Genomic DNA, 21910 nt, shown 5'->3' with positions numbered 1-21910 from the left:
CGCAGGGTCAGGAGCCGGTGGCCTGCCGCGCGTCCTCGGCGATCAGGTCGTGCGGGACCGGGCAGCCGGTAGGCGCGGACTGTGCTGCGCCGGAACCCTTCTCGGGATTCGACGCGCCGGGGACGGGGCAACCGGCCCCGAAGGTGCCGAGTTCCTCGAGGCGATAACCGTTGGGGTAGCTGCGGATCTGCTTCGTCTGACGGCCGAACAGCGGCTCGGTCCGCGGCGGGAAGAACAGCCGGATCGCGAGACCGCGGGCCTTCAGTCCACCACGCACCAGAATACGTTCGACGAGGGTCGGCTTCGGGTACTTGAACGCGTTGAGCAGGCGATCGTCCATGAGCGCGAACGACATCCGGCGTACGACCGCGCGGGAGAGCAGCTTGTAGGGCATGAAGGTGCCGAGCAGGTCGAGGGTCGAGTCCGCGACGGCCAGGGCGTCGGGGCTGAACGCGAAGTTGGCCGTCTCGTAGTCCTCGTAGAACTGCTTGAAGCCCTCGTAGGTCTCCGGGATGTCCTTGATGCCCATCAGCTGACCGAGCCGGCGATAGTAGTTCGTGAGGCCCCGGATCTCGTGGCTGGTGAGCTTGCGCCACTCGTAGGCGTTGACCCACTCCACCGGGCACACCACGAAGGTCGCCAGCACGTAGAGGAAGTCGCCGTTGGAGATGTCGTACATGCCGTGCATCTGGTTGATGCGCCGGATGCCGGCGCGTCCCAGTGGACTGTCGCGCCGTGCTCGATCGGGGCGTCGAGAAGGAGGACCGTGTCGTCGTAGCGCTTCTGCGTCGACTCGGTGAACTGGCTCGTCTTGTACAGCAGGTCGCCGATCGACGGCACCGCGTAGGTGCGGAACAGGGCGAAGCTCAGCGCCTGGGTGATTCCCCAGGGGAACTCCTGGGTGCCGAGTGCCCGTGCGATCGACGTCGGGTCGTTGTCGGCGTCCATCCGATCGATGTCGCCACGCAGGTGATAGCGCTGCGTCACCCGGTTCTGGACGGCGTGCTTGGCGCGGGTGGCGAGAGTGGATGCAGTGGGCATCGTGCATCTCCTGGGTCGGCGGTGGTCTCGATTGTTGCATGTGTGTGGCCGAGGCCACACAGGTTGGAACATTACCGCCTCTATGTCTCATTGGGTGTGCCGGGGTGGTGAGACGTCGCAATTTTTCCCGCGTGCACGTTTCGGTCCGGTCGGCGACCGCTTCCCGGCCGCTGACCGGATTCGATCGGCGGCTGGGAAACGACGCCGCGGGACTGCGCCCGCCGGCCGCGTATCGAGGTTCAGGCGAACGGCGGCCGCGGATCGATGCGGCTGGAGATGCGACCGACGGTCCGCCAGGCGCGGGCGACGAGGTCGGCGTCCTCGTCGGTGATCAGATTGCCCATGACGCGGACGACCAGTGACATCAGCTGCGGTGAGCGGATGCCCGGACGGCCGAGCGTGGGCACCGTCTGCGGCATCGTCAGGAGTCCGGCGAGGCGTCGGGCGGCGGAGAACGCCAGCCCGTAGTGGCCGACGAGGATGTCGCGCCAGCGGTCGGTGTAGTCGTCGGCACCGAGGAGTTCGACGGCCAGCCGGGCGGTTTCCATCGCGTAGTCGATGCCCTCGCCGTTGAGCGGGTTGACGCAGGCGGCGGCGTCGCCGATCAGCATCCAGTTGCGGCCCGCGACCCCGGTCACCGCGCCACCCATCGGCAGCAGGGCCGAGGCGATACGGACCGGCGGTCCGCCCAGTGCCCATTCGTCCTGCACCATGGCGGCGTAGTGCTCGAGGATCGGTCGAAGTGCCATGTGCGCCGGTCGTTTCGAGGTCGCGAGCGCGCCCACTCCGACGTTGACCAGTCCGCCGCCCGCGGCGCCCAGGGGGAACACCCATCCGTAGCCGGGGAGGAGTTCGCCCTCGGGGCCGCGCAGCTCCAGATGCGAACCCATCCAATGGGAGTCGGCACGTGCCGATGGCGCGTACGCGCGCGCCGCGACGCCGTAGGCCGTGTCCCGATGCCATTCGCGGCCAAGGGCTTTGCCCAATCCCGACCGCACGCCGTCGGCGACGATGAGGTCACCCACCCGCACGGTGTGGGTGTCGCCGCCGGCGGAGAACGTCACCGCGCCGACCCGGTCGCCGTCCATCGTCACGTCGATTGCCTTGGCGCCCTCCACCATTCGGACGCCGGTGCGCACCGCGTGGGCACGGATCGCGTCGTCGAACTCGGTGCGGGCGACCGCGCTGCCGTAGGCGGGGAAGCGTCCCGAGGGCCAGCGGACCTGCTGACGCGCGCCCCACCCGTTGAGGAGCAGGCCGTCGATGCGCGGCCGGTCGGCCACCAGAGAGCCGAGGCCCAGGGCGTCGAGCTCGGCGACGGCGCGCGGGGTGAGTCCGTCGCCGCACGTCTTGTCGCGCGGGAACACCGCGGCGTCGACCAGGACGACGTCGCGTCCGGCCGCGGCGGCATGCGCGGCGGCCGCCGACCCGCCCGGTCCCGCGCCGACCACCAACACGTCCGCGTGGTCGGGGAAGGGGGCAGCGTCCTGGGGCGTCGTCTTCTCAGGGCTCACCCGAACAGTATGTCCGTAGCCCCGACCGGATAGGCTCGGCAGGCAGGTGGGGCGACGAGGACACTCGGGCATCCGCCACCACGAATTTGCCGGATCAGACGAGATGGGGCGGCCTAGCTGTGAAGTCCACATTCGCCGGGTTGGACCTGGTATCGGATGAGTTCGCCGAAACGGTGCGCTCCTCGTTGCAGAAGGTCGAGGACCTGCTGCTGAGCGAGCTCTCGTCCGGGGACGACGTCATGACGGAGGCGGCGACCCACCTGGCCAAGGCCGGTGGCAAGCGGTTCCGGCCGATGTTCGCCATTCTCGCCTCGCAGTTCGGGCCGCGTCCCGACTCGCAGGACGTCATCACGTCGGCGACCGTCGTCGAGATGATTCACCTCGCGACGCTGTACCACGACGACGTCATGGACGAGGCCTCGATGCGCCGCGGCGCCCCGAGCGCCAACGCCCGCTGGACGAACTCCATCGCGATTCTCTCCGGCGACTTCCTGTTCGCCCGCGCCTCCCGCCTGGTGTCGACGCTGGGCCCCGAGGCCGTGCGCATCATCGCCGAGACCTTCGCCGAACTCGTCACCGGCCAGATGCGGGAGACCGTCGGGGTCAAACCCGGCGCCGACCCCATCGACCACTACCTGCAGGTGGTGTGGGAGAAGACGGGTTCGCTGATCGCCGCCGCCGCACGCTTCGGCGCGATGGCCTCCGGGGCGACCGCGGACGACATCGAGCGGCTGTCCCGGATCGGCGACATCGTCGGCGTGGCCTTCCAGGTCTCCGACGACATCATCGACATCAGTTCGGTCTCGGTCGAGTCGGGGAAGACCCCGGGCACCGACCTGCGCGAGGGTGTCCACACCCTGCCCGTCCTCTACGCGCTCACCGGCGACGACGCCACGTCGGCGCGGCTGCGTGAACTGCTCGTCGGTGCCGAGGGCGGATCACGCCCGCTCACCGACGACGCCGAGGTCGCCGAGGCACTCGAGTTGCTCGGCTCGTCGGCCGGTATGGCCGCCGCGCGGGCCAAGCTGCAGAGCTTCGCCGACGAGGCCCACACCATGCTCGCGGAGCTGCCGGAGACGCCGGCACACAAGGCGTTGTCGTCGTTGGTGGACTACACCGTCGAGCGGGTCGGGTAGGGGCTTCGACGCGGTGCCTCGCTGCGCTCGGTACCGGCTCAGCCGGCAGGGGGCTCAACTGGCAGGTGGGCTCAGCCGGCAGTTCCTGCTGGCCGAGTAGCGACGACCGAGCGAAGCGAGGACGCCGCGTATCGAGGTCACTGCCCGTTGCGGGCCATCTCCTGCAGACGCCGGATGCGTTCGGCGGTCGGCGGATGGGTGGAGAACATCTTCGCCATGCGGTCGCCGGCGCGGAACGGGCTCTCGATCATCATGTGTGACTGCGCGGCGATGTCGGGCTGCGGCGGCAGCGGGGCGGCCTGGACCCCGCCGGAGATCTTCGCCAGCGCGGAGGCGAGAGCCAGCGGGTCGCCGGTCAGTTCGGCGCCTGATTCATCGGCCTGGAACTCGCGTGAACGTGACACCGCCATCTTCACCAGGGTGGCCGAGATCGGTCCCAGGAAGGCGATGAGGAGCATCGCGAGCGGATTGGGCCCGCTGTCGCGGCCGCCGAAAGCACCCATGAACATCGCGAAGTTGGCCAGGCCGCTGATGACGGCGGCCATCGCGCCCGCGATCGAGCTGATCAGGATGTCGCGGTTGTAGACGTGCGACAGCTCGTGACCGAGCACGGCACGCAGCTCGCGCTCGTCGAGCAGCTGCAGGATGCCCGTCGTGCAGCACACGGCGGCGTTCTTGGGGTTGCGGCCCGTCGCGAAGGCGTTGGGGTTCTCGGTGGGCGAGATGTAGAGCGCAGGCATCGGCTGGTGGGCCGAGGTCGCCAGCTCACGCACGATGCGATAGATGACGGGCGCCTGCAGCTCGGTGACGGGCTGGGCGTGCATCGCCTTCAGCGCCATCTTGGCGCTGTTGAAGTACACGTAGGCGTTCATGCCCACGGCGAGGACAACCGAGCCCCAGAGGATCAGGGGGCTCTGGAACAGCGCACCGATTCCGACGATGATCGCCGACATCACACCCAACAGGGCTGCGGTCTTCAATCCGTTGAAATGCATCGCGGGTCCTCGTCTGTCGCGCGCCGACCGGTGGATGAAAGGCGCCTCGTTCATTCAAACGACGCAACGTCCGTTTGGGTTTCCGGCGGACCCGGTGCGATCTTGCACACACATCGCAAGCGGCCGGGCGTCGTGGGCTCGGTGGGGTGAACGGCGACATCCCCGCCCGGCACGGATGGCGGGCGGGGACGTCGTCGAGGTCAGCGGTAGTTGACGAACTGCAGGGCGATGCCGAAATCCTCGCCCTTGAGCAGCGCGATCACGGCCTGCAGGTCGTCGCGCTTCTTGCTGGAGACGCGCAGCTCGTCGCCCTGGATTTGAGCCTTGACGCCTTTCGGGCCCTCGTCACGGATCTTCTTGGAGATCTTCTTCGCGTGCTCGGAGTCGATGCCCTGGACCAGCTTTCCGCTGATCTTGAAGGTCTTGCCCGATCCGACGACCTCGCCGGCGTCGAACGCCTTCAGCGAGATGTCACGGCGGATCAGCTTCTCCTTGAACACCTCGAGACCGGCCTGCGCGCGCTCTTCGGCGTCGGAGGTGATCACGATCGTCTCCTCGCCGGACCACTCGATACCGGTGTTGGTACCGCGGAAGTCGTAGCGCTGCGACAGCTCCTTGGCAGCCTGGTTGAGGGCGTTGTCGACTTCCTGGCGGTCGACCTTGCTCACCACGTCGAACGATGAATCAGCCATGTCCGACAGGTTATGCCATTGCCGCCGCGGGATCGGTGACAGCCCGCAGATACCCGTCCCTGACCAGCCGGTTTGCATGCGGACGTATGGTTCGTTGTATTCTTCACCGCGTTGTTCGAACGACCGTCACGGCGGCCGTGGGAGCAGCACGGCAGGTTGCCCGAGCGGCCAAAGGGAGCGGATTGTAAATCCGTCGCGCAAGCTACATAGGTTCGAATCCTATACCTGCCACGGCGTGGTCGATGTTCACGAAAACTGCCCGACAGACGGTCTCTGACCAGCGATTTGTCTAGCACGGACGTGAGTGTGTAACCTCGTTAAGGCTCTCGGACAGAAATGCCCGGGGCACGCCCCCTTAGCTCAGTCGGCAGAGCGTTTCCATGGTAAGGAAAAGGTCGACGGTTCGATTCCGTCAGGGGGCTCGCTGGACGAGAAGTCCGCGGGGCGGTGTAGCTCAGCTGGTTAGAGCGCACGACTCATAATCGTGAGGTCGAGGGATCGAGTCCCTCCACCGCTACACATCGGGTCCGACCGGAACCGAGCGCAAGGGTCGCCAGCCCTGAGGGAACTGCCGAACCCGACCACGTACCACCCGAAAGAAGGCAATCAAGTGGCCTCCTCAACAGATGTTCGCCCCAAGATCACCTTGGCCTGCGAGGTGTGCAAGCACCGTAACTACATCACCAAGAAGAACCGCCGCAACGATCCCGATCGCCTCGAGATCAAGAAGTTCTGCCCGAACTGCGGCAAGCATCAGGCGCACAAGGAATCGCGCTAGACAACGCCTGTCGGCGATTCCGGTACAAGAACCAGCACACGGGCTGCCTCTGCGAAGAGGCGGCTCGTTTTGCTTGTTACCGGGTAGGGGGTCGCCCGGTCACGAGGTGCTTCGCACAACTAAATAGACTCAATCGAGACAACACGCGCAGCGCGGCGCGGGTGGGTCGTCGACAAGCGGCCCACGTAGTCCGGTCCGGGCCCTCCCGGATCGGTCATGCGAAGGGAGTAGTAGTCAATGTCAGACGCGAGTGGAACAGACCTCCAGGAGCGGATAGCCGAGTCGAGGAACGGCGGCGCCAAGCTCACCCCCGAGGAGATCGCCGCGCACACCCAGTCGCTTGTCGGCTTCCACTACACCGTCGACGACTACTACGAGATCGGCCGCGAAGAGGTGCGTAAGCACGCCATGGCTGTGCAGGACGCGCACCCGACCCACTGGAGTGAGAAGGGTGCCCGCGAATTCGGGCACGAGACCCTGATCGCCGCGCCCACATACGTCTCGGTCCTCGGCATCATCGCGCAGCGCAAGCTGTTCGAGGACGTGATCACCGGCTACGACATGTGGCAGATCATGCAGACCGATCAGCGCCTCGTCTACCACCAGCCGATGAAGGTCGGGGACCGCCTGATCTGCGACGTCTCGCTCGAGTCGTTCCGTCACGTCAGCAGCCCCGAGATGATCGACCTGATGGTCACCAAGAACGTCATCTGGAACCAGCACGACGAGCCGGTCATGACCACCTGGACGTCGCTGGCCGCTCGTCCCGGCATGGACGTCGATCCCGAGCTCGAGGCCTCGCTCGACCACGTGATGATGAAGATCGACGCGATCGGGGAACCCGGGCACACCGTCGAGCCCAAGGCCGGTCGGTATGACCTGCCCGACCCGACCCAGTCGCCCGGCGCCTACGCCGCGGTGAACTTCGACACTCTCTCCGTCGGGCAGGAACTCACGCCCAAGCGGTACTTCCTCACGCGCGGCAACCTGTCCAACTACGCCGGTGTCGCCGGCGACCCGAACCCGATCCACTTCTCCGACCATGTGATCAACGCGGCCGGGATGGACGACGTCGTCGCCCACGGCATGCAGACGATGGGCCTCGGTGCCAGCTTCGTCTCCGAGTTCATCGGTGATCCGGCCGCCTTCTGCGAGTACAACGTGCGTTTCACCAGTCCGGTGTACGTCCCGGCCGACGACAGCGCCGCCGTCGACTTCACCGGCAAGGTCAAGTCCCTGGACCCGGAGACCCGGCGCGGCACGATCGCGATCACCGCGAAACAGGGCGACCGCCGGATCTTCGGCCGCGCCACGGTGGTCGTTCAGTTCAACTGACGCTTCCCGACACCGACGGGGCCGACCGAACCGCGTTCGCATGCGACATGGTTCAGGCGGTGCGACGTGGATCGAGTCGTGCATCCGGGTCGATGTCGCGTGCGACTTCGTGTCCTCGGTTCAGGGCGTCTGGGTGTCGATCCGGCGCAGCCGGCCCGGCTTTCGACACCCCGGGACGTGAGCGTCTTTGCAGGTCGCGGCGCGATGTCAGCCATGTCGGTGGTGGTGTCTCGGGGGCTCGCCGGGTGTCGCGGGGCCCGCGGCGTGTACGGTCGTCGAGGGAGCAGATGGAGCGCGTTTTGGGTCCACAGCCCCGGTGATCTACACTGAAGTGTCTGATTGATTCAGGCTTGCGCGCTACCCATAGGGTGGCGCGTTGGTTTTGTCGGCGATGAATCGCAGGCGCCGGTCGCGAGACCGGGATTCGATCGGATGGCAGCGGAACCACCTCGGTGGGGAAGTCGCAAAGGGGCGTAGCTCAATTGGCAGAGCAGCGGTCTCCAAAACCGCAGGTTGCAGGTTCAAGTCCTGTCGCCCCTGCCCTGGTGAAGGGCACACGTTGACGAGAGGACCGCGAAGTTGAGCAAGCGAGACCGGGCTGCCCGCGCCAAAGAAGCCGCCGAGGGTTCTGCGGCCGATTCGGCAGCGGCTGAGCTCGACGGTCGCGACGAGGCAACTGGCGGTGCAGCGGCCGACGAGACGTCGACCGGCGCCGCCAAGGAGCTGCGTCCGTCCGGCAAGCGCTCGGCTCGTGGACGTCGCTCGTCGACCGGTGTATCCGGAACCGACGGAGACGCCGACTCCGACACGGGGTCGTCGGTAGCCGTCAAGGAACGCAAGAAGAAGAAAAAGGCGTCTGCTGAGGACAGTCGGAATCCGTTCGTTCGGATCTGGTTGTTCCTCACGCAGGTCGTCGCCGAGCTGAAGAAGGTCATCTGGCCGACGCGGCGCGAGATGATCACGTACACGATCGTCGTGCTCGTGTTCGTCATCGTGATGACCGCGTTCATCTCCGGCCTCGACCTGGCCTTTGCCAAGGGCGTCCTCTGGTTGTTCGGCTGACCCACGCGGTGGGTGGCCGGGCGAGCGGGAGCCGACCGGAGATGAACCATAAGGAGCGTGGGCTGCAGTGAGCACCCCGGAGAACGAACTCGCATCGACCGACGCCGTCGACGTGGCTGACACCGACGTCGACGCGGCCGTGACCGACGAGGTCGACGAGGCTGCAGTCGACGAGGCCGGTGACACCGACGTCGAGGCGGCCGCCGAGGGCGACGACGCTCCCGCGACCGACGTCGCCTCTGAGGACGCGTCCGCCGAAGAAGCGCCTGAAGAAGAGGTCGATCCGGTCGAGGAGCTGCGCAAGCAACTGCGCCGCGCGCCCGGCGACTGGTACGTGATCCACAGCTACGCCGGCTACGAGAACAAGGTCAAGGCCAACCTCGAGACCCGCGTGCAGAACCTCGACGTCGGTGACTACATCTTCCAGGTCGAGGTCCCGACCGAAGAGGTCACCGAGATCAAGAACGGTCAGCCCAAGAAAGTCAACCGCAAGGTGCTTCCGGGCTACATCCTCGTTCGCATGGAACTCAACGACGAGTCGTGGGGCGCCGTTCGCAACACCCCGGGTGTCACCGGTTTCGTCGGGATGACCAGCAAGCCATCGCCGCTGTCTCTCAACGAGGTGCTGCAGTTCCTCATGCCGCGTGTGGAGGCCAAGAAGCCCGCCGCCAAGGGTGGGGCCGCCGAGGGCGTCGAAGCCGCAGCTGCCGCCGCGTCGAACGTCATCGAGGTCGACTTCGAGGTCGGCGAATCGGTCACCGTCATGGACGGCCCGTTCGCGACGCTGCCCGCGTCGATCAGCGAGGTCAACGCCGAGCAGCGCAAGGTCAAGGTGCTCGTGTCGATCTTCGGTCGCGAGACACCGGTCGAGCTCGGGTTCAATCAGGTCGAGAAGATCTGACCCTTCGAGGCTCGCTTCGCTCGCACCTCAGGGAGCGGGGAAAGCAGCTTCGCTCGCACCTCAGGGAGCGGGAAAGCAGCTTCGCTCGCACCTCAGGGAGCGGGGAAAGCAGCTTCGCTCGCACCTCAGGGAGCGGGGAGCAGGTTAAACACAAGACTTCTACGTCTCCAGCGGGCGTGGATTCGCAAGGAAACAAGCAAGGAACAGAAGATGCCTCCCAAGAAGAAGAAGCTCGCCGGGATCATCAAGCTCCAGATCCAGGCAGGCCAGGCCAACCCGGCCCCGCCCGTGGGTCCGGCGCTCGGTCAGCACGGCGTGAACATCATGGAGTTCTGCAAGGCCTACAACGCGGCGACCGAGTCGCAGCGCGGCAACGTCATCCCGGTGGAGATCTTCGTGTACGAAGATCGCTCCTTCGACTTCAAGTTGAAGACCCCGCCGGCTGCGAAGCTGCTCCTGAAGGCCGCAGGTCTCCAGAAGGGCTCCGGCGAGCCCCACACCAACAAGGTCGGCAAGGTGAGCATGGACCAGGTCCGTGAGATCGCCAAGACCAAGTCCGAGGACCTGAACGCCAACGACATCGACCAGGCCGCGAAGATCATCGCCGGTACTGCTCGGTCCATGGGCATCACGGTCGAGGGCTGATCTCGATACGTCCTCGGCTAGCGCCTCGGACTACTCGATCAGCAGGACCGGCAGGTCCGCTGATCAGCAAACAGAACCCCGTGGGAGGGCCGGCTCGGCCCGCACCACACACCCCGCCGTTTCAGTGCGGAGAAGGAACAGAGCAATGAGCAAGAAGAGCAAGGCCTACGCGGCCGCGGCCGAGAAGGTCGACAAGTCCAAGCTGTACAGCCCGCTGGAGGCTGTGGAGCTGGCCAAGGAAACCTCGTCGAAGAACACCGACGCGACCGTCGAGGTCGCGATCCGGCTGGGCGTCGACCCCCGTAAGGCAGACCAGATGGTTCGAGGCACCGTCAACCTGCCGCACGGCACGGGTAAGACCGCCCGCGTGATCGTGTTCGCCGCCGGCGACAAGGCCGCCGAGGCCACCGCCGCCGGTGCCGACGAGGTCGGCGCCGAGGACCTGATCGAGCGCATCCAGGGTGGTTGGCTGGACTTCGACGCCGCGATCGCCACCCCGGATCAGATGGCCAAGGTCGGCCGCATCGCGCGTGTCCTCGGACCGCGTGGCCTGATGCCGAACCCGAAGACGGGCACCGTGACCACCGACGTCACCAAGGCCGTCAACGACATCAAGGGCGGCAAGATCAACTTCCGCGTCGACAAGGCAGCCAACCTGCACTTCGTCATCGGCAAGGCCTCGTTCGACCCGGCCAAGCTGGCCGAGAACTACGGCGCCGCGTACGACGAGATCATGCGTGCGAAGCCGTCGGCAGCCAAGGGCCGCTACATCAAGAAGGTCACCGTCTCCACCACCACGGGTCCGGGCATCCCGGTCGACCCGCAGGTGAGCCGCAACTTCGCCGAAGCGCCGCAGGCCTGATCCGGTAGTAGGCGCTCTCGCGTAGACAGAGACCACGAGGGGTCCGGCAAATCACTGCCGGGCCCCTCGTGTTCTGTCTCCCCGTTCTTTTCCTCGGAGGTCATTGGCTCGTGGTGAGAATCCCTGCCGGAACCCGTCGTCGTGGTGGTGCGGTGACCGCCGCGCTGCTGACGATGTTGCTTGTGTTCGTCGGCTGTGGTGCCGACGATGGCCGGAACGACGTCGCGGTGGGGTCGGGGACGCCGTCGAAGATCGTGTCGCTCAGTCCGACGACCACCGAGATGCTGTTCGCCGTCGGTGCGGGTGATCAGGTGGTCGCCGTCGACGACCAGTCCGACTATCCCGCCGAGGCCCCGCGTACCACACTGTCCGGGTACACCCCGAACCTCGAGGCGATCCTCGCCTACGACCCCGATCTCGTCGTCCTGACCGACGACAACAACGACATCATCGCCGGTCTGGACCGGGTGGGCGTCGAGGTGCTGCGGCTCCCCGCGGCGAAGAACCTCGACGAGACGTACGCACAGATCCAGCAGATCGGCGAGGCCACCGGCCACGCCGAGAAGGCCGATCAGCTCGTCGCGTCGATGCGAGACGAGATCGAGCGGACCGTCCGGACCGTCCCGCTGCGCGAGGTGCCGCTGACCTACTTCCACGAGCTCGACGACACGTATTACACCGTCACCGACGACACCTACCTCGGCCAGATCTACGGGCTTCTCGGCCTGCGGTCGATCGCATCCGGGCAGAACGGCTATCCGCAGCTGTCGACCGAGTACATCCTGGAGAGCGATCCCGAGATCATCTTCCTGGCGGACTCCCAGTGCTGCGCGGTCACACCGGAGAAGGTCGCCGCGCGTGCCGGCTGGAGCGACCTGCGTGCCGTCGTGAACGGGCAGGTCCACGTCCTCGACGAGGACATCGCGAGCCGATGGGGTCCGCGCGTCGTCGACCTGGTCCGGGACGTTGCCCAGATCGTTTCCGGCGTCGACGGACAACCCTCGAACTGAGATGGTGAGCCGTCGGGTCGGGGTCATCTGCGGGGCCGTCGCGGTGCTGCTGGGCGCATGTCTGCTCGCAGTCCTCGTCGGCCCGGCCGGACTGACACCGAAGGGCGTTCTGCTCGACCTTCTCGACCGCCTCCCGCTCGTCGACGTCGAGTCCGGGCTCACCCGGCGTCAGCAGACGATCCTCTGGGAGGTGCGGATGCCGCGGGTGGCACTGGGCGCGCTGGTCGGTGCGATGCTCGCCGTCGCCGGTGCCGCCTATCAGGGCGTCTTCCGCAATCCGCTCGCCGACCCGTATCTCCTCGGCGTGTCCAGCGGCGCCGGGCTGGGCGCGACCGTCGCGATCGTCCTCGGCGGCGCGGCCGGCACGATCGGCCTGCCGCCCGCGGCGTTCGTCGGCGGCATCGTGGCCGTCGCAGCGACGTATGCGCTGGGCCGCACCGTCGGCGGTGGCCGCACCGAGGTGGTCATCATCCTCGCCGGCGTCGCGGTCGCGGCCTTCGCGAACGCCATCCAGACCTTCCTCATGCAGCAGCACGACGACACGCTGCGGCAGGTCTACAACTGGATGCTCGGGCGCCTGGCCACCGACGGCTGGTCCGAGGTCATCACCGTACTGCCGTACGTCGTCGCGTGTGTCGCCGTCATCGTGCTGTTCGGGCGCACACTCGACGTCATGGCGGTCGGCGACATCGAGGCGTCGAGTCTGGGGATCAGACCCGAACGGGCGCGACTGCTGCTCGTCTGCGTGGCGACCCTGGGGACCGCGGCCGTGGTGTCGGTGAGCGGGTTGATCGGGTTCGTGGGCATCGTGATCCCGCATGCGGTCCGGCTTCTCGTCGGACCCGGACATCGACTACTGCTGCCGCTGTCGTTGCTGGTGGGCGCGGCGTTCCTGGTGCTCGCGGACGTGGTCGCTCGGACGGCCATGTCGCCGTCCGAGCTGCCGATCGGTGTGGTCACCGCGGCCATCGGCGCGCCGTTCTTCCTCGTCGTCCTCCGGCGCAGCGGTCGGAGTCCGCAATGACCGCCTCGATCACCTGCCGTGGTGTCTGCGCATCCCGTGGGGGAGTGGAGGTCCTGCACGACGTGGACCTCGAGATCGGCTCGGGCGCCTGGGTTTCCCTGGTCGGCCCCAACGGTTCGGGCAAGACGACGCTGCTCCACGCACTCGCCGGTCTGGTGGCCTCGACCGGACGGATCGACGTCGCGGGCGTCGACCCCGGTCGCGCCCGTCGCCGCGAGACAGCCCGCGCCGTGGCGTTGATGCCGCAGCGGCCGATCGTGCCGGAGGGCACGTCGGTGCGCGAGCTCATCGGTCTGGGCCGCACCCCGCACATCGCCCGGTTCAGTGGTGAAACCCGTTCGGACCGTGAGGTGGTCGACGACGTCATCGAGCGCCTCGACCTCCAGGAGTTCGCGAACCGGTCCGCGTCCGCGCTGTCGGGTGGTGAGCTGCAGCGGGTCGTGCTCGCGCGGGCGCTGGCCCAGCAACCGCGTGTGCTGCTCCTCGACGAACCGACCAGCGCCCTCGACATCGGCCATCAGCAGCAGGTCCTCGACCTCGTCGACTCCATGCGGCGGGCCAGCGAGCTGACCGTCATCGCCGCGATGCACGACCTGACGTCCGCGGCTCAGTACGGGCAACGACTCATGCTCCTCGACCGGGGACGCATCGTCGCCGACGGTCCGCCCGCCGAGGTGCTCACCGCCGAACGCCTGCGGGATGTCTACGCCGCGAAGGTGGAGGTGCTCGACCGTCGTGACGGCCCGGCCGTGCTGCCGGTTCGGGATTCGGGAACATCGCGATGAAGGTCACGCTAATGGGCACGGGCGCCGCCGACGGTTGGCCGAATGCGTTCTGCCACTGCGTCTCCTGTGATGATGCGCGCCGTCTCCGCGACTTCCGTGCCCAGACCGCGGCACTCGTCGACGACGTGCTGATGCTCGACTTCGGGCCCGACGCGCCCGGCGCGGCGGTCCGCCACGGATGTTCGCTCGCCGGGGTGCGACATGTCCTGGTCACTCATGCACATGCCGATCACCTTGCGCCGCAATCATTGTTGTTCCGGTCATGGGTCGAGCGCTCCGGCGATCTGGAGGTCATCGGGCCGGCTGATGCCCTCGACTCCTGTCGAGCGTGGGTGGGTCCCGGCGACCCGGTGCGGTTCACTCCCGTCGTCGCCGGTGATCAGGTGCGGGTCGGGGAGTATGACGTGCGAGTGCTTCCCGCACGCCACAAGGTCTTTCGCGACGGTGATGCGGTCCTCTACGACGTCACCGGCCCCGACGGCACGCGGTTGCTCTGGGCGAGTGACACCGGCGTCTGGCCGGGTGAGTGGTTCGGGGCGGTCGCGGGCGCCGCATTCGACGCGGTCTTCCTCGAGGAGACCTTCGGCGATCGCGAGGACCTCTCCGACGGTCATCTGGGGTTGACCGGTTTCGCGACGATGGTCGAGGCCATGCGGAAGGTCGGTGCCGTCGTCGACTCCACCGACGTCGTGGCAGTTCACCTGGGACACCACAATCCGCCGGTCGGCACGCTGCGCGAGCGGCTTCGAGGTCTGGGTGCGCGCGCGGGACGAGACGGGGAGGTGCTCGACATGGGTGGACCGGTGCGGCGTCGGGTCTTCGTCACCGGCGGAGCGAGGTCGGGGAAGTCTCGGTACGCCGAAGGCCTGCTGGCCGGCGTCGACGACGTCGTCTATGTCGCTGCGGGCGGTCCGCGCACCGGCGATCCCGAATGGGAGCGCCGTGTCGAAAGCCACCGCCGGCGCCGGCCGGCGTCGTGGACGACGGTCGAGGACACCGACGTCGCCGGTGTCCTGCGGTCGGCGGCTCAGCCGGTCCTCGTCGACTGCCTCGGTACCTGGCTGACCGCCCGGATCGATCACCACAATGCCTGGGAGAAGGGCGATCTGGACACCATGCGAGCCGATGTCGACCATCTCCTGGACGCTTGGCGGACCTGTGCGGTCCCGGTCGTCGCGGTCAGCAACGAGGTCGGCAGCGGTGTCGTCCCGGCCACCGCGTCGGGCCGGTTGTTCCGCGACGAGCTCGGCCGTCTGAACGCCGGAATCGCCGACCTCGCCGACGAGGTGGTTCTCATGGTCGCCGGGCAGCCGGTCACCATCCGCTGAACCGCCCGCAGCATCGCCACTTCCGGGATGGGGTGACGGCTCAGTTCAGCCAGTCGTTGCCGCCGAGACCCAGCTGCCGGACGTCGAGGGTGGGGGTGATCCCCGACGCGGGGACGAGATCATGTGCCTCGAGGACCGACCGCAAGGTCTCGGCCGCGTCGATGTTGAGCGGACTCGACACCCACATCGCATAGGGAAGGTTCACAAAGCGGTTCTCGCGCACGGCCTTCAGGTTGCGGCCGGCCGGATTCGTGCGCAGCGCCTCGATCTTCGGCTCGACGGACTGGCCGGGATAGTCGACGAAGACGATCAGATCGGGGTCGGCCGTGGTGATCCGCTCCCAGCTGACCGCGGTCCAGGTGTCCTGGACGTCCTCGGTGGCGTTCCGCGCGCCCGCGGCGTCGATGATGCCCTGCGGTCCGCCGAAAGCGCCCGACGAGAAGATGGTGTCGGAGACGCTGTCGAAGACGAAGACCGTCGGCTTCTCCGTCGGTTGCGGTGCGCTGCGGAGGCTTTCGAGGCGGTCGGCGATCTCGTCGGCCGCCTTCGCCCCTTGCTCGGGATTGCCGGTGATGGTGCCGATGTTGCGCAGGTCGGTGTCGAGCGCGACCCATGGATCCATCGTGCCCCGCGGTGCCTGACCGTCGGCCTGACGGCATGCCTCCGAGAGCTGGTACACGTCGATGCCGTGCGAGGCCAGGATCTCCGGGGTGATCCCGCGGGACTCACTCATGCCGTAGTTGTATCCGGCGTACAGGACCTCAGGTTTGGCCCCCGACGATGTTCTCGAGCGTGGGCGGTTCGGTGGCTACCTCGTCGAGCGTGTCGACCTGCGGGCCGTATTCGAGTCGGAGAACGTCCTTGTCGCGCGCGAGCGCGCTGACGGCGACCATCTTGTCGCGTGCGCCGGCCGCCAGCGCGATCGCGATCATCCCGCCGTCGTTGGCGAACAGCCGATCGAGAGGCTGGTCGAAAGTGACCTCGGCGCCGCAGTTGGTGACGGTCACGGTGTCGGATGCGGTGGCGTCGGACTCGGTGCCGCAGCCTGCGGCCACCCCTAGGAGAACGGTTACGGGGGCGAGTGTGGGTGCGACTCGGGTGATGGTGCGGTTCATCGGTTTTCCTTGCTGGTGTGGGCCTGCTGCGCAGTGATGGGAGAGTTCAACAGGAGATGCGGGAGACCGGTCTCGGGGTGCGACACGACGGTGCCGGACACATCGAAGACCGAGGTAAGCAGATCGGGTGTCAACACCTCGACCGGCGGGCCGTGCGCGGTGATGCCGCCGTCGAAAACGACAGCGACGGAGTCGAAATGGCGGAGGACGAGGTCCAGGTCGTGCATGGCGGCGATGACCGTGGCGTCGAGGTCGTCGAGGATCTGCATCAACCGCAGCCGCCAGGCCGCGTCGAGATGGTTCGTCGGCTCGTCGAGAACGACGATCGGCGTCTGCTGGGCGATCGCGCGGGCGAGCACGACTCGATGCCGTTCGCCGCCCGACAGATGCATACACGACCGGCGTTCCCAACCGCCCAGTCCCACCTGCTCCAAAGCGGACCGGATGATCTCGTGGTCGTCGGAATTGCCTGTGGACCAGGCAGACCGGTACGGCGTGCGTCCGAGGCCGACCGCTTCGGCGACCGTGAGTTCGGCCGACGGATGTTCATCCTGACCGACGACCGCGATCGACAGCGCACGACGCCGCGCGGGAAGACGATCGAGATCGTCGCCGGCCAACCGGATACGCCCGGTCGCCGGTCTCTCGAGACCGCACAGGGTCCGGAGCAACGTGCTCTTCCCCGCCCCGTTCGGGCCGACGATGGCGAGGCGGGTTCCGGCCGGGACGTCGAGGTCCACCTCGCGCAGGATCGTGCGGCCCCCACGACGACAGCTGACGGCGCTCGCGCACAGGGTCATCGAACGTGTGCCGGAGCTCATCAGGACCCGCCGCCGAACACGTACTGGCGTCGTCCCATCAAGAACAGGAAGATGGGTGCGCCGATCAGTCCGGTCACGATGCCCAGCGGCATCTCGCGTGGTGAGGCCGCCACTCGTGAGATGACATCGACCCACACGAGGAACAGGGCACCGCCGCAGACCGCGACGGGGATCATCGCCCGGTGCGTCGCGCCGACCAGCAGGCGAGCGGCGTGGGGGACGATCAATCCCACGAATCCGATTCCGCCCGCGACCGCGACCAGGACTCCGACGAGAATGCCCTGGACCGCGAACAACGCGTTCCGCATGGCACGCACGGGAACCCCGAGGGACGTCGCGGTGTCGGTGCCGGCCGCGTAGGCGTCGAGCCAGGAGTGGATCGCCAGCATCGCGAACACCGTGAGGGCGACGACGACGCCGGCGATCTGGACTTTCGCCCAGGTCGCGCCGGCGACGCTGCCCAGCATCCAGAACATCACGTTGTCGGCGGCATGCGGGTCCGCGGCGGTGAACACCAGCAACGAGGACAGCGCCATGAACGCCGACGACAGGACCACCTCGGAGAGGATCAGGCGCAAGGCGGTCAGTCCGCCCTGCGCCCGGGCCACCGCGTACACGGTGACCGACGCCACAAGTGCGCCGACCAGGGCGCCGCCGGACAACGCCCAGACGCCGAGGGCGGCAAACGAACCGAGCGTGATGACGGCCGTGGCGCCGACCGCGGCTCCGGCGGACACGCCCAGAAGGTACGGCTCGGCGAGCGGATTGCGGACAAGGGCCTGCATGACTGCACCGGCGAGGGCCAGACCGGCGCCGACGATCGCCGCGAGAACCGAACGCGGCAAACGTAGATCCCAGATGATGACGGAGTGGGCGGCGTCGAGCTCGTCACCCCGGAGACGCCCGGCGACGGTACGCCAGACATCACCGATGGGTATGGTCTCGGCGCCGAAAGCGGTGGCGACAGTAATGCTCACCAGGGTGAGAACGAGAAGGATCAGGGCAAGAGGCATCGACGGAAGTCGCCCTACCGACGTGTCGGTGGCGATCATCGTCGTGCCGTCGGGAGGACGGGGCACGGGTGGTACTGCCTTCGGTCTGGGCATCTGTGCGCGAGATACCGGGTGGACTCGACGAGAACGGCAGGTATTCGGACTCGGGTTCGTCCGGACCCGACGCCTTCCCGGGTTGCCCCAGTGGCTTGATGTCGGGTCCGTCCCCCATACCGCTGCGCGCCAGTCCTGGATTCGCACCAGGTTCCCTGGCACCCGCTTGTGCAGGTGCGACCGATCTCTCCGGTGAGGTTAGCAATACGGACACCGAGGCCCCACCCTCGCGTAGCCGGGCGAGTGCAGCCCGGAGGTCGTAGGCTGGGGCCGGCAGAGCAACGACCAGACGCGAATCGAACCGAGGCGGACGGTGATCCGATGGACGGACGGCCCACGAAACTGGCCATCATCGGCGCGGGCGCGGTGGGCACCGCGATCGCCTACTCAGCACTGATCCGGGGGGTCGCGCGGACCGTCGCCCTGCTGGACATCAAGGCGACGAAGGTCACCGCGGAAGTGCTCGACCTGTCGCACGGTCTCGAGTTCGTGCCCCGTGCCGACATCATCGGCTCCGACGACGTGTCGGTGTGCGCCGGCGCCGACGTCGTCGTGTTCACGGCCGGCGCCAAGCAGAAGCCGGGTCAGTCGCGTCTCGAATTGGCCGAGGCGACAATAGGTTTGACACGATCGATTCTGCCCGGTGTGCTCGAGGTCGCGCCGAATGCGATCTACCTCATGGTGACCAACCCGGTCGACGTCGTCACCTACGCCGCCCAGCGGGTCACCGGCCTGCCGTCGAATCGGCTGTTCGGTTCCGGAACCGTTCTCGACTCGTCGCGCTTGCGGTTCCTCATCGCGCAGCACTGCGGTGTGGCGGTCCAGAGTGTGCATTCCTATATCGTCGGCGAACACGGCGACAGCGAGATCCCGCTGTGGTCTTCGGCGACGATCGGCGGGGTGCCGCTGACATCCTGGAAGGCCTTGCCCGGCCGACCGGCCATGGACTCCGTTGCCCGCGAACGCATTCGGTCTGAGGTCGTGCACGCCGCCTACGCGATCATCGAAGGCAAGGGTGCGACCAACTACGCCATCGGCCTCGCCGCCACCCGGATCGTCGAAGCTGTGCTCGGCGACGAACACCGGGTGCTGCCCGTCTCGACGGTCGCCTCCGGGTTCCCCGGGCTCGAGGACGTATGTCTGTCCCTGCCGACGGTCGTCGACCGCGGTGGTGCGCAGACGCGACTCGAGGTGCCGCTGTCGCCGGACGAGGAGGCGGGTCTGCTCGTATCGGCCGAGACCCTGCGCGGGATGCAGGCGCGATTCGGGTTGTAGCGCGCTCCTTCGGTCCCGTGACGACCTTGCATGGCGCACTGTCCATCGGCCGGACCAATCTCGCGACACAACGCGGATACCGACGACGCTGCCGGGTTAGCTTTGCCTGGTCACATCGGTCTAGGGAGAGTTCGACGATGAGTGCTTCGCGAAAGATGGTTCTGGGGTTCGTCGCTGCGGCGTCGATGGCAGTCGCGCCGCTGATGGTCGCGGCACCCGCGTCGGCCGCGACCGACTACGCCAACTGCACGGCACTCAACGCCGACCACCCGCACGGCGTCGGCGAGCCCGGTGCCGTCGATTCGACCTCCAGCACCCCGGTCACGAACTTCACCGTCGACCAGGCCCTCTACGACGCCAACGACGAGAGCGATCGCGACAAGGACGGCATCGCCTGCGAGAAGCAGTGACCGCGATTCCACTCCGGTGACGTGTTCACCCCGCGTCGTGTTCGGCGAGACCCGCGCGACATCGCCCGCTGGTTGTCCGCGGGCGGAGCTCCCGACCCTGGCCTTTCCGGCCCGTCGGCGGCCCGATGGAACCGATCGGGCCGCTGGATAGTCTGAAATACATGCGCGACGACAAGCTGCTCACCCGGATCTCCGCCCTCCTGCGACAGGCGGAGAACACCGACAACGAGCACGAAGCCGAGACGTTCATGCAGGCCGCACAGCGTCTGGCCACGGCGTCGTCGATCGATCTCGCCGTGGCCCGCGCGCACGATCCGGCCGCCCGCAAGAAGGCCACCCCCATCTCGCGGCAGATCAAGATCGGCGAGCCGGGCAAGCGCGGCCTGCGCACCTACGTGCAACTGTTCGTGGCCATCACCGCGGCCAACGACGTGACCGTCGACGTCGCGAGCAACTCGACCTTCGTCCTCGCCTACGGCTACGAGGCCGACATCGACGCCTGCGAGGCGCTCTACACGTCGCTGATCATCCAGATGGTCGCCGCCAGCGACGCCTACCTGAGGTCGGGGGCGTACAAGGGCGAGACATTCGCGCGGGTCGTCACGAAGGGCAGCGGATGGCGTGCCCGCCGGGTGATCGAGGAGAAACCGCTGTCGCCCATCACGGCGCGACTCAACTTCCAATCGGCCTTCGCCGAACGCATCGGCAAGCGGCTCACCGAGGCGCGCGACGCCGCCCGCGAAGAAGCCCTCGCCGCCGAGCGGAGGTCCGGTGAGCCCGAACGTTCGACGGCGCTGGCGTTGCGCAACAAGGAACTCGAGGTCACCGACTTCTACAAGACCGAGTCCACCGCACGCGGCACGTGGCGACCGTCGAGTGCATCGGCCGGCTACTCCGAGGCCGCACGGAAGGCGGGCGACCGCGCGGGGCGTCGGGCCAAGATCGGTGCCGACCGCGAATTCGGCGGTGCCCGAGGGGCTCTGGAGGCCTGACGGCGCTCGACCCCTCGCCGATCGAGGGTGCTGCGGCCAGGGATCCGTCCGACAGGTGGGCTTCGCCCGGAGTTCACCGCACGTTAGTCGGTGTCGATAGCGTGATCACCTGACCGCATCACGGCTTGACCAAGGGGGAATCCGTGGAATTCAGGCACCTGGTTTCGTTCCTCGCGATAGCCGAGGAACTCCACTTCGGCCGGGCCGCTGCCCGTCTCCACCTCACCCAGCCGTCATTGAGCGCCCAGCTCCAGAAACTGGAACGGTCGTTGGGCGTGCAGCTCGTGCAGCGCACCTCGCACGAGGTCAAACTCACCTCGGCCGGTGAGGCCTTCGAGTCCCACGCCCGGCTCATCGTCCTGCAGATGGAGAAGGCGGCCACCAGCGCCAAGTCCACCGCCGAGGGGCTGTCCGGGTCGCTGAACGTCGGATACAACCTGCCGGCCGGACACCACGTCCTGCCGACGGTGATGACGCGGATGAGCAAGGACTATCCGGACATCTCGATCTCGCTGTGGGAGAAGCGGACCGGACCGCAACTGGCGGCACTGTCGGACGGCACGCTCGACGTCGCCCTGGCGTACGGGCGTCCGCACACCCGACAGTTCCGGTCGCGTCGGTTGCTCGCCGACATCCCCATCGTGGCGATCGTCGGCCGCGGCCATCGGTGGGCCGGGCGGTCCGGGGTGCGCTTCGCCGAACTCGCCGCCGAGCAGTGTTTGCTGTTCCAGCGCGAACAGACCCCCGCGATGTACGACTCGATCGTGAGGGCAGCGGCCGAGGCGGGTATCGAGATGACCCTCGCCGGCACAGCGGACGATCCGGGCGCGGCTGCCTACATGGTGGCGGCCAAACCGTTGGTCGGTTTCGCGTCGCTGCCGCGTGCGGTGGCCGTGGGACGGGGTGTCCCGGGGCCGGGACCCGTCGCGGTGAAGCTGTTCGACCCGATCCCGGTCATCGACCTGTACGCCGTGTGGCGTGCCGACGACACCAGCCCGGTGGTCGCTCGCTTTCTCGACTGCCTGGGCGACGAGGCCGACTCCCGGCGTCTGGTCGGCTGACGCGGGCGACTCGCGTGCTCGT

The 21910-nt window shown here is 67.5% G+C and carries 20 protein-coding genes, 4 tRNA genes, 2 pseudogenes and 1 riboswitch; of the genes and pseudogenes, 19 read left to right on the top strand and 7 right to left on the bottom strand.

Annotated features, from left to right (window positions below; all coding sequences use genetic code 11):
- Positions 1-7 precede the first annotated feature (7 nt).
- Together BPODLACK_RS14575 and BPODLACK_RS14570 are read right to left on the bottom strand one after the other, a co-directional pair.
- Positions 8-1041: pseudogene (locus tag BPODLACK_RS14575) on the bottom strand (oxygenase MpaB family protein).
- A gap of 239 nt (positions 1042-1280) precedes the next feature.
- Entirely contained in the window at positions 1281-2555 is a 1275-nt protein-coding gene (locus tag BPODLACK_RS14570; RefSeq protein ID WP_006435291.1) for a geranylgeranyl reductase family protein, read from the bottom strand.
- Positions 2556-2674: 119 nt separating this feature from the next.
- Here BPODLACK_RS14570 and BPODLACK_RS14565 point away from each other — a divergent pair, with 119 nt between their 5' ends.
- Positions 2675-3691, top strand: coding sequence for a polyprenyl synthetase family protein (locus BPODLACK_RS14565; RefSeq protein WP_159405522.1), 1017 nt, complete (start codon positions 2675-2677; stop codon positions 3689-3691).
- Positions 3692-3828: 137 nt separating this feature from the next.
- Here the strand turns inward: BPODLACK_RS14565 and htpX are convergent, their stop codons facing one another.
- Positions 3829-4686 (bottom strand): zinc metalloprotease HtpX, encoded by an 858-nt coding sequence (gene htpX, locus BPODLACK_RS14560; RefSeq protein ID WP_006435293.1) that lies wholly within the window; start codon positions 4684-4686, stop codon positions 3829-3831.
- A gap of 200 nt (positions 4687-4886) precedes the next feature.
- Positions 4887-5378 carry a YajQ family cyclic di-GMP-binding protein gene (locus BPODLACK_RS14555; RefSeq protein ID WP_006435294.1) on the bottom strand — a complete coding sequence of 164 codons (492 nt, stop codon included), beginning with the start codon at positions 5376-5378 and terminating at the stop codon, positions 4887-4889.
- 150 nt (positions 5379-5528) lie between these two features.
- On the opposite strand from BPODLACK_RS14555, the gene BPODLACK_RS14550 reads away from it, so the two are divergent.
- From BPODLACK_RS14550 to BPODLACK_RS14485, 14 genes are all read left to right on the top strand, one after another.
- A tRNA-Tyr gene (locus BPODLACK_RS14550) sits at positions 5529-5609 on the top strand.
- Between the two features lie 118 nt (positions 5610-5727).
- Positions 5728-5800 (top strand) — tRNA-Thr (locus BPODLACK_RS14545).
- A 21-nt stretch (positions 5801-5821) separates the two neighbouring features.
- Positions 5822-5895: transfer RNA gene (locus BPODLACK_RS14540), tRNA-Met, on the top strand.
- Between the two features lie 93 nt (positions 5896-5988).
- Positions 5989-6156 (top strand): 50S ribosomal protein L33, encoded by a 168-nt coding sequence (rpmG, locus tag BPODLACK_RS14535; RefSeq protein ID WP_003929651.1) that lies wholly within the window; start codon positions 5989-5991, stop codon positions 6154-6156.
- A 237-nt stretch (positions 6157-6393) separates the two neighbouring features.
- Complete coding sequence (locus tag BPODLACK_RS14530; RefSeq protein ID WP_006435295.1) at positions 6394-7491, top strand: fused (3R)-hydroxyacyl-ACP dehydratase subunits HadA/HadB; 1098 nt, start codon at positions 6394-6396, stop codon at positions 7489-7491.
- A 467-nt stretch (positions 7492-7958) separates the two neighbouring features.
- A tRNA-Trp gene (locus BPODLACK_RS14525) sits at positions 7959-8031 on the top strand.
- Positions 8032-8070: 39 nt separating this feature from the next.
- A complete protein-coding gene (gene secE / locus BPODLACK_RS14520; protein ID WP_006435296.1) occupies positions 8071-8553 on the top strand; it encodes a preprotein translocase subunit SecE in 483 nt (160 codons plus the stop codon).
- A 67-nt stretch (positions 8554-8620) separates the two neighbouring features.
- Positions 8621-9454 (top strand): transcription termination/antitermination protein NusG, encoded by an 834-nt coding sequence (nusG, locus tag BPODLACK_RS14515; RefSeq protein ID WP_006435297.1) that lies wholly within the window; start codon positions 8621-8623, stop codon positions 9452-9454.
- Between the two features lie 210 nt (positions 9455-9664).
- Entirely contained in the window at positions 9665-10099 is a 435-nt protein-coding gene (gene rplK, locus BPODLACK_RS14510) for a 50S ribosomal protein L11 (RefSeq protein WP_006435298.1), read from the top strand.
- A 145-nt stretch (positions 10100-10244) separates the two neighbouring features.
- Positions 10245-10961 carry a 50S ribosomal protein L1 gene (gene rplA / locus BPODLACK_RS14505; RefSeq protein ID WP_006358216.1) on the top strand — a complete coding sequence of 239 codons (717 nt, stop codon included), beginning with the start codon at positions 10245-10247 and terminating at the stop codon, positions 10959-10961.
- Between the two features lie 110 nt (positions 10962-11071).
- Positions 11072-11971, top strand: coding sequence for an ABC transporter substrate-binding protein (locus BPODLACK_RS14500; RefSeq protein WP_024499801.1), 900 nt, complete (start codon positions 11072-11074; stop codon positions 11969-11971).
- A 1-nt stretch (position 11972) separates the two neighbouring features.
- Positions 11973-12995, top strand: coding sequence for a FecCD family ABC transporter permease (locus BPODLACK_RS14495; protein WP_024499802.1), 1023 nt, complete (start codon positions 11973-11975; stop codon positions 12993-12995).
- Positions 12992-13780 carry an ABC transporter ATP-binding protein gene (locus tag BPODLACK_RS14490; protein WP_096273224.1) on the top strand — a complete coding sequence of 263 codons (789 nt, stop codon included), beginning with the start codon at positions 12992-12994 and terminating at the stop codon, positions 13778-13780. The genes BPODLACK_RS14495 and BPODLACK_RS14490 overlap by 4 nt, the downstream gene beginning before the upstream one ends.
- Positions 13777-15108, top strand: a complete 1332-nt coding sequence (locus BPODLACK_RS14485) for a bifunctional adenosylcobinamide kinase/adenosylcobinamide-phosphate guanylyltransferase (RefSeq protein WP_096273225.1) — start codon at positions 13777-13779, stop codon at positions 15106-15108. Before BPODLACK_RS14490 ends, BPODLACK_RS14485 begins: the two co-directional genes overlap by 4 nt.
- A 40-nt stretch (positions 15109-15148) precedes the next feature.
- Here BPODLACK_RS14485 and BPODLACK_RS14480 read toward each other — a convergent pair.
- From BPODLACK_RS14480 to BPODLACK_RS14470, 3 genes and pseudogenes are all read right to left on the bottom strand, one after another.
- A pseudogene (locus tag BPODLACK_RS14480) lies at positions 15149-16223 on the bottom strand (ABC transporter substrate-binding protein).
- A complete protein-coding gene (locus tag BPODLACK_RS14475; protein WP_096273226.1) occupies positions 16220-17044 on the bottom strand; it encodes an ABC transporter ATP-binding protein in 825 nt (274 codons plus the stop codon). The pseudogene BPODLACK_RS14480 and the gene BPODLACK_RS14475 overlap by 4 nt, the downstream one beginning before the upstream one ends.
- The gene (locus tag BPODLACK_RS14470) at positions 17044-18096 is read right to left on the bottom strand and encodes a FecCD family ABC transporter permease (RefSeq protein WP_159405545.1); all 1053 of its coding nucleotides are present in this window, start codon (positions 18094-18096) and stop codon (positions 17044-17046) included. Before BPODLACK_RS14470 ends, BPODLACK_RS14475 begins: the two co-directional genes overlap by 1 nt.
- Before the next feature lie 72 nt (positions 18097-18168).
- Positions 18169-18350: riboswitch (cobalamin riboswitch) on the bottom strand.
- A 121-nt stretch (positions 18351-18471) separates the two neighbouring features.
- On the opposite strand from BPODLACK_RS14470, the gene BPODLACK_RS14465 reads away from it, so the two are divergent.
- The 4 genes from BPODLACK_RS14465 to BPODLACK_RS14450 all read left to right on the top strand — a co-directional run bounded on the left by BPODLACK_RS14465 (position 18472) and on the right by BPODLACK_RS14450 (position 21888).
- On the top strand, positions 18472-19425 hold the full coding sequence (locus BPODLACK_RS14465; protein WP_096273230.1) for an L-lactate dehydrogenase: 954 nt from the start codon (positions 18472-18474) through the stop codon (positions 19423-19425).
- Between the two features lie 137 nt (positions 19426-19562).
- On the top strand, positions 19563-19835 hold the full coding sequence (locus tag BPODLACK_RS14460) for an excalibur calcium-binding domain-containing protein (protein WP_096273232.1): 273 nt from the start codon (positions 19563-19565) through the stop codon (positions 19833-19835).
- A gap of 161 nt (positions 19836-19996) precedes the next feature.
- Positions 19997-20827, top strand: coding sequence for a DUF2786 domain-containing protein (locus BPODLACK_RS14455; RefSeq protein WP_159405521.1), 831 nt, complete (start codon positions 19997-19999; stop codon positions 20825-20827).
- 143 nt (positions 20828-20970) lie between these two features.
- A complete protein-coding gene (locus tag BPODLACK_RS14450; protein WP_159405520.1) occupies positions 20971-21888 on the top strand; it encodes a LysR family transcriptional regulator in 918 nt (305 codons plus the stop codon).
- The last annotated feature ends 22 nt before the right edge of the window (positions 21889-21910 follow it).

Source organism: Gordonia sp. YY1 (assembly GCF_009872315.1).
GTDB classification, from domain to species: domain Bacteria; phylum Actinomycetota; class Actinomycetes; order Mycobacteriales; family Mycobacteriaceae; genus Gordonia; species Gordonia amicalis.
The sequence above is the reverse complement of the archived record's forward strand: the minus strand, read 5'-3'. Positions and strand labels throughout refer to the sequence as shown.

Coding starts and splice junctions, on each gene's coding strand:
- htpX (WP_006435293.1), bottom strand. CDS start 4,686: ATGCATTTCAACGGATTGAAGACCGCAGCCCTGTTGGGTGTGATGTCG.
- BPODLACK_RS14465 (WP_096273230.1), top strand. CDS start 18,472: ATGGACGGACGGCCCACGAAACTGGCCATCATCGGCGCGGGCGCGGTG.
- BPODLACK_RS14485 (WP_096273225.1), top strand. CDS start 13,777: ATGAAGGTCACGCTAATGGGCACGGGCGCCGCCGACGGTTGGCCGAAT.
- BPODLACK_RS14555 (WP_006435294.1), bottom strand. CDS start 5,378: ATGGCTGATTCATCGTTCGACGTGGTGAGCAAGGTCGACCGCCAGGAA.
- BPODLACK_RS14530 (WP_006435295.1), top strand. CDS start 6,394: ATGTCAGACGCGAGTGGAACAGACCTCCAGGAGCGGATAGCCGAGTCG.
- BPODLACK_RS14475 (WP_096273226.1), bottom strand. CDS start 17,044: ATGAGCTCCGGCACACGTTCGATGACCCTGTGCGCGAGCGCCGTCAGC.
- BPODLACK_RS14470 (WP_159405545.1), bottom strand. CDS start 18,096: ATGATCGCCACCGACACGTCGGTAGGGCGACTTCCGTCGATGCCTCTT.
- rplA (WP_006358216.1), top strand. CDS start 10,245: ATGAGCAAGAAGAGCAAGGCCTACGCGGCCGCGGCCGAGAAGGTCGAC.
- BPODLACK_RS14460 (WP_096273232.1), top strand. CDS start 19,563: ATGAGTGCTTCGCGAAAGATGGTTCTGGGGTTCGTCGCTGCGGCGTCG.
- rplK (WP_006435298.1), top strand. CDS start 9,665: ATGCCTCCCAAGAAGAAGAAGCTCGCCGGGATCATCAAGCTCCAGATC.
- BPODLACK_RS14455 (WP_159405521.1), top strand. CDS start 19,997: ATGCGCGACGACAAGCTGCTCACCCGGATCTCCGCCCTCCTGCGACAG.
- BPODLACK_RS14495 (WP_024499802.1), top strand. CDS start 11,973: ATGGTGAGCCGTCGGGTCGGGGTCATCTGCGGGGCCGTCGCGGTGCTG.
- BPODLACK_RS14490 (WP_096273224.1), top strand. CDS start 12,992: ATGACCGCCTCGATCACCTGCCGTGGTGTCTGCGCATCCCGTGGGGGA.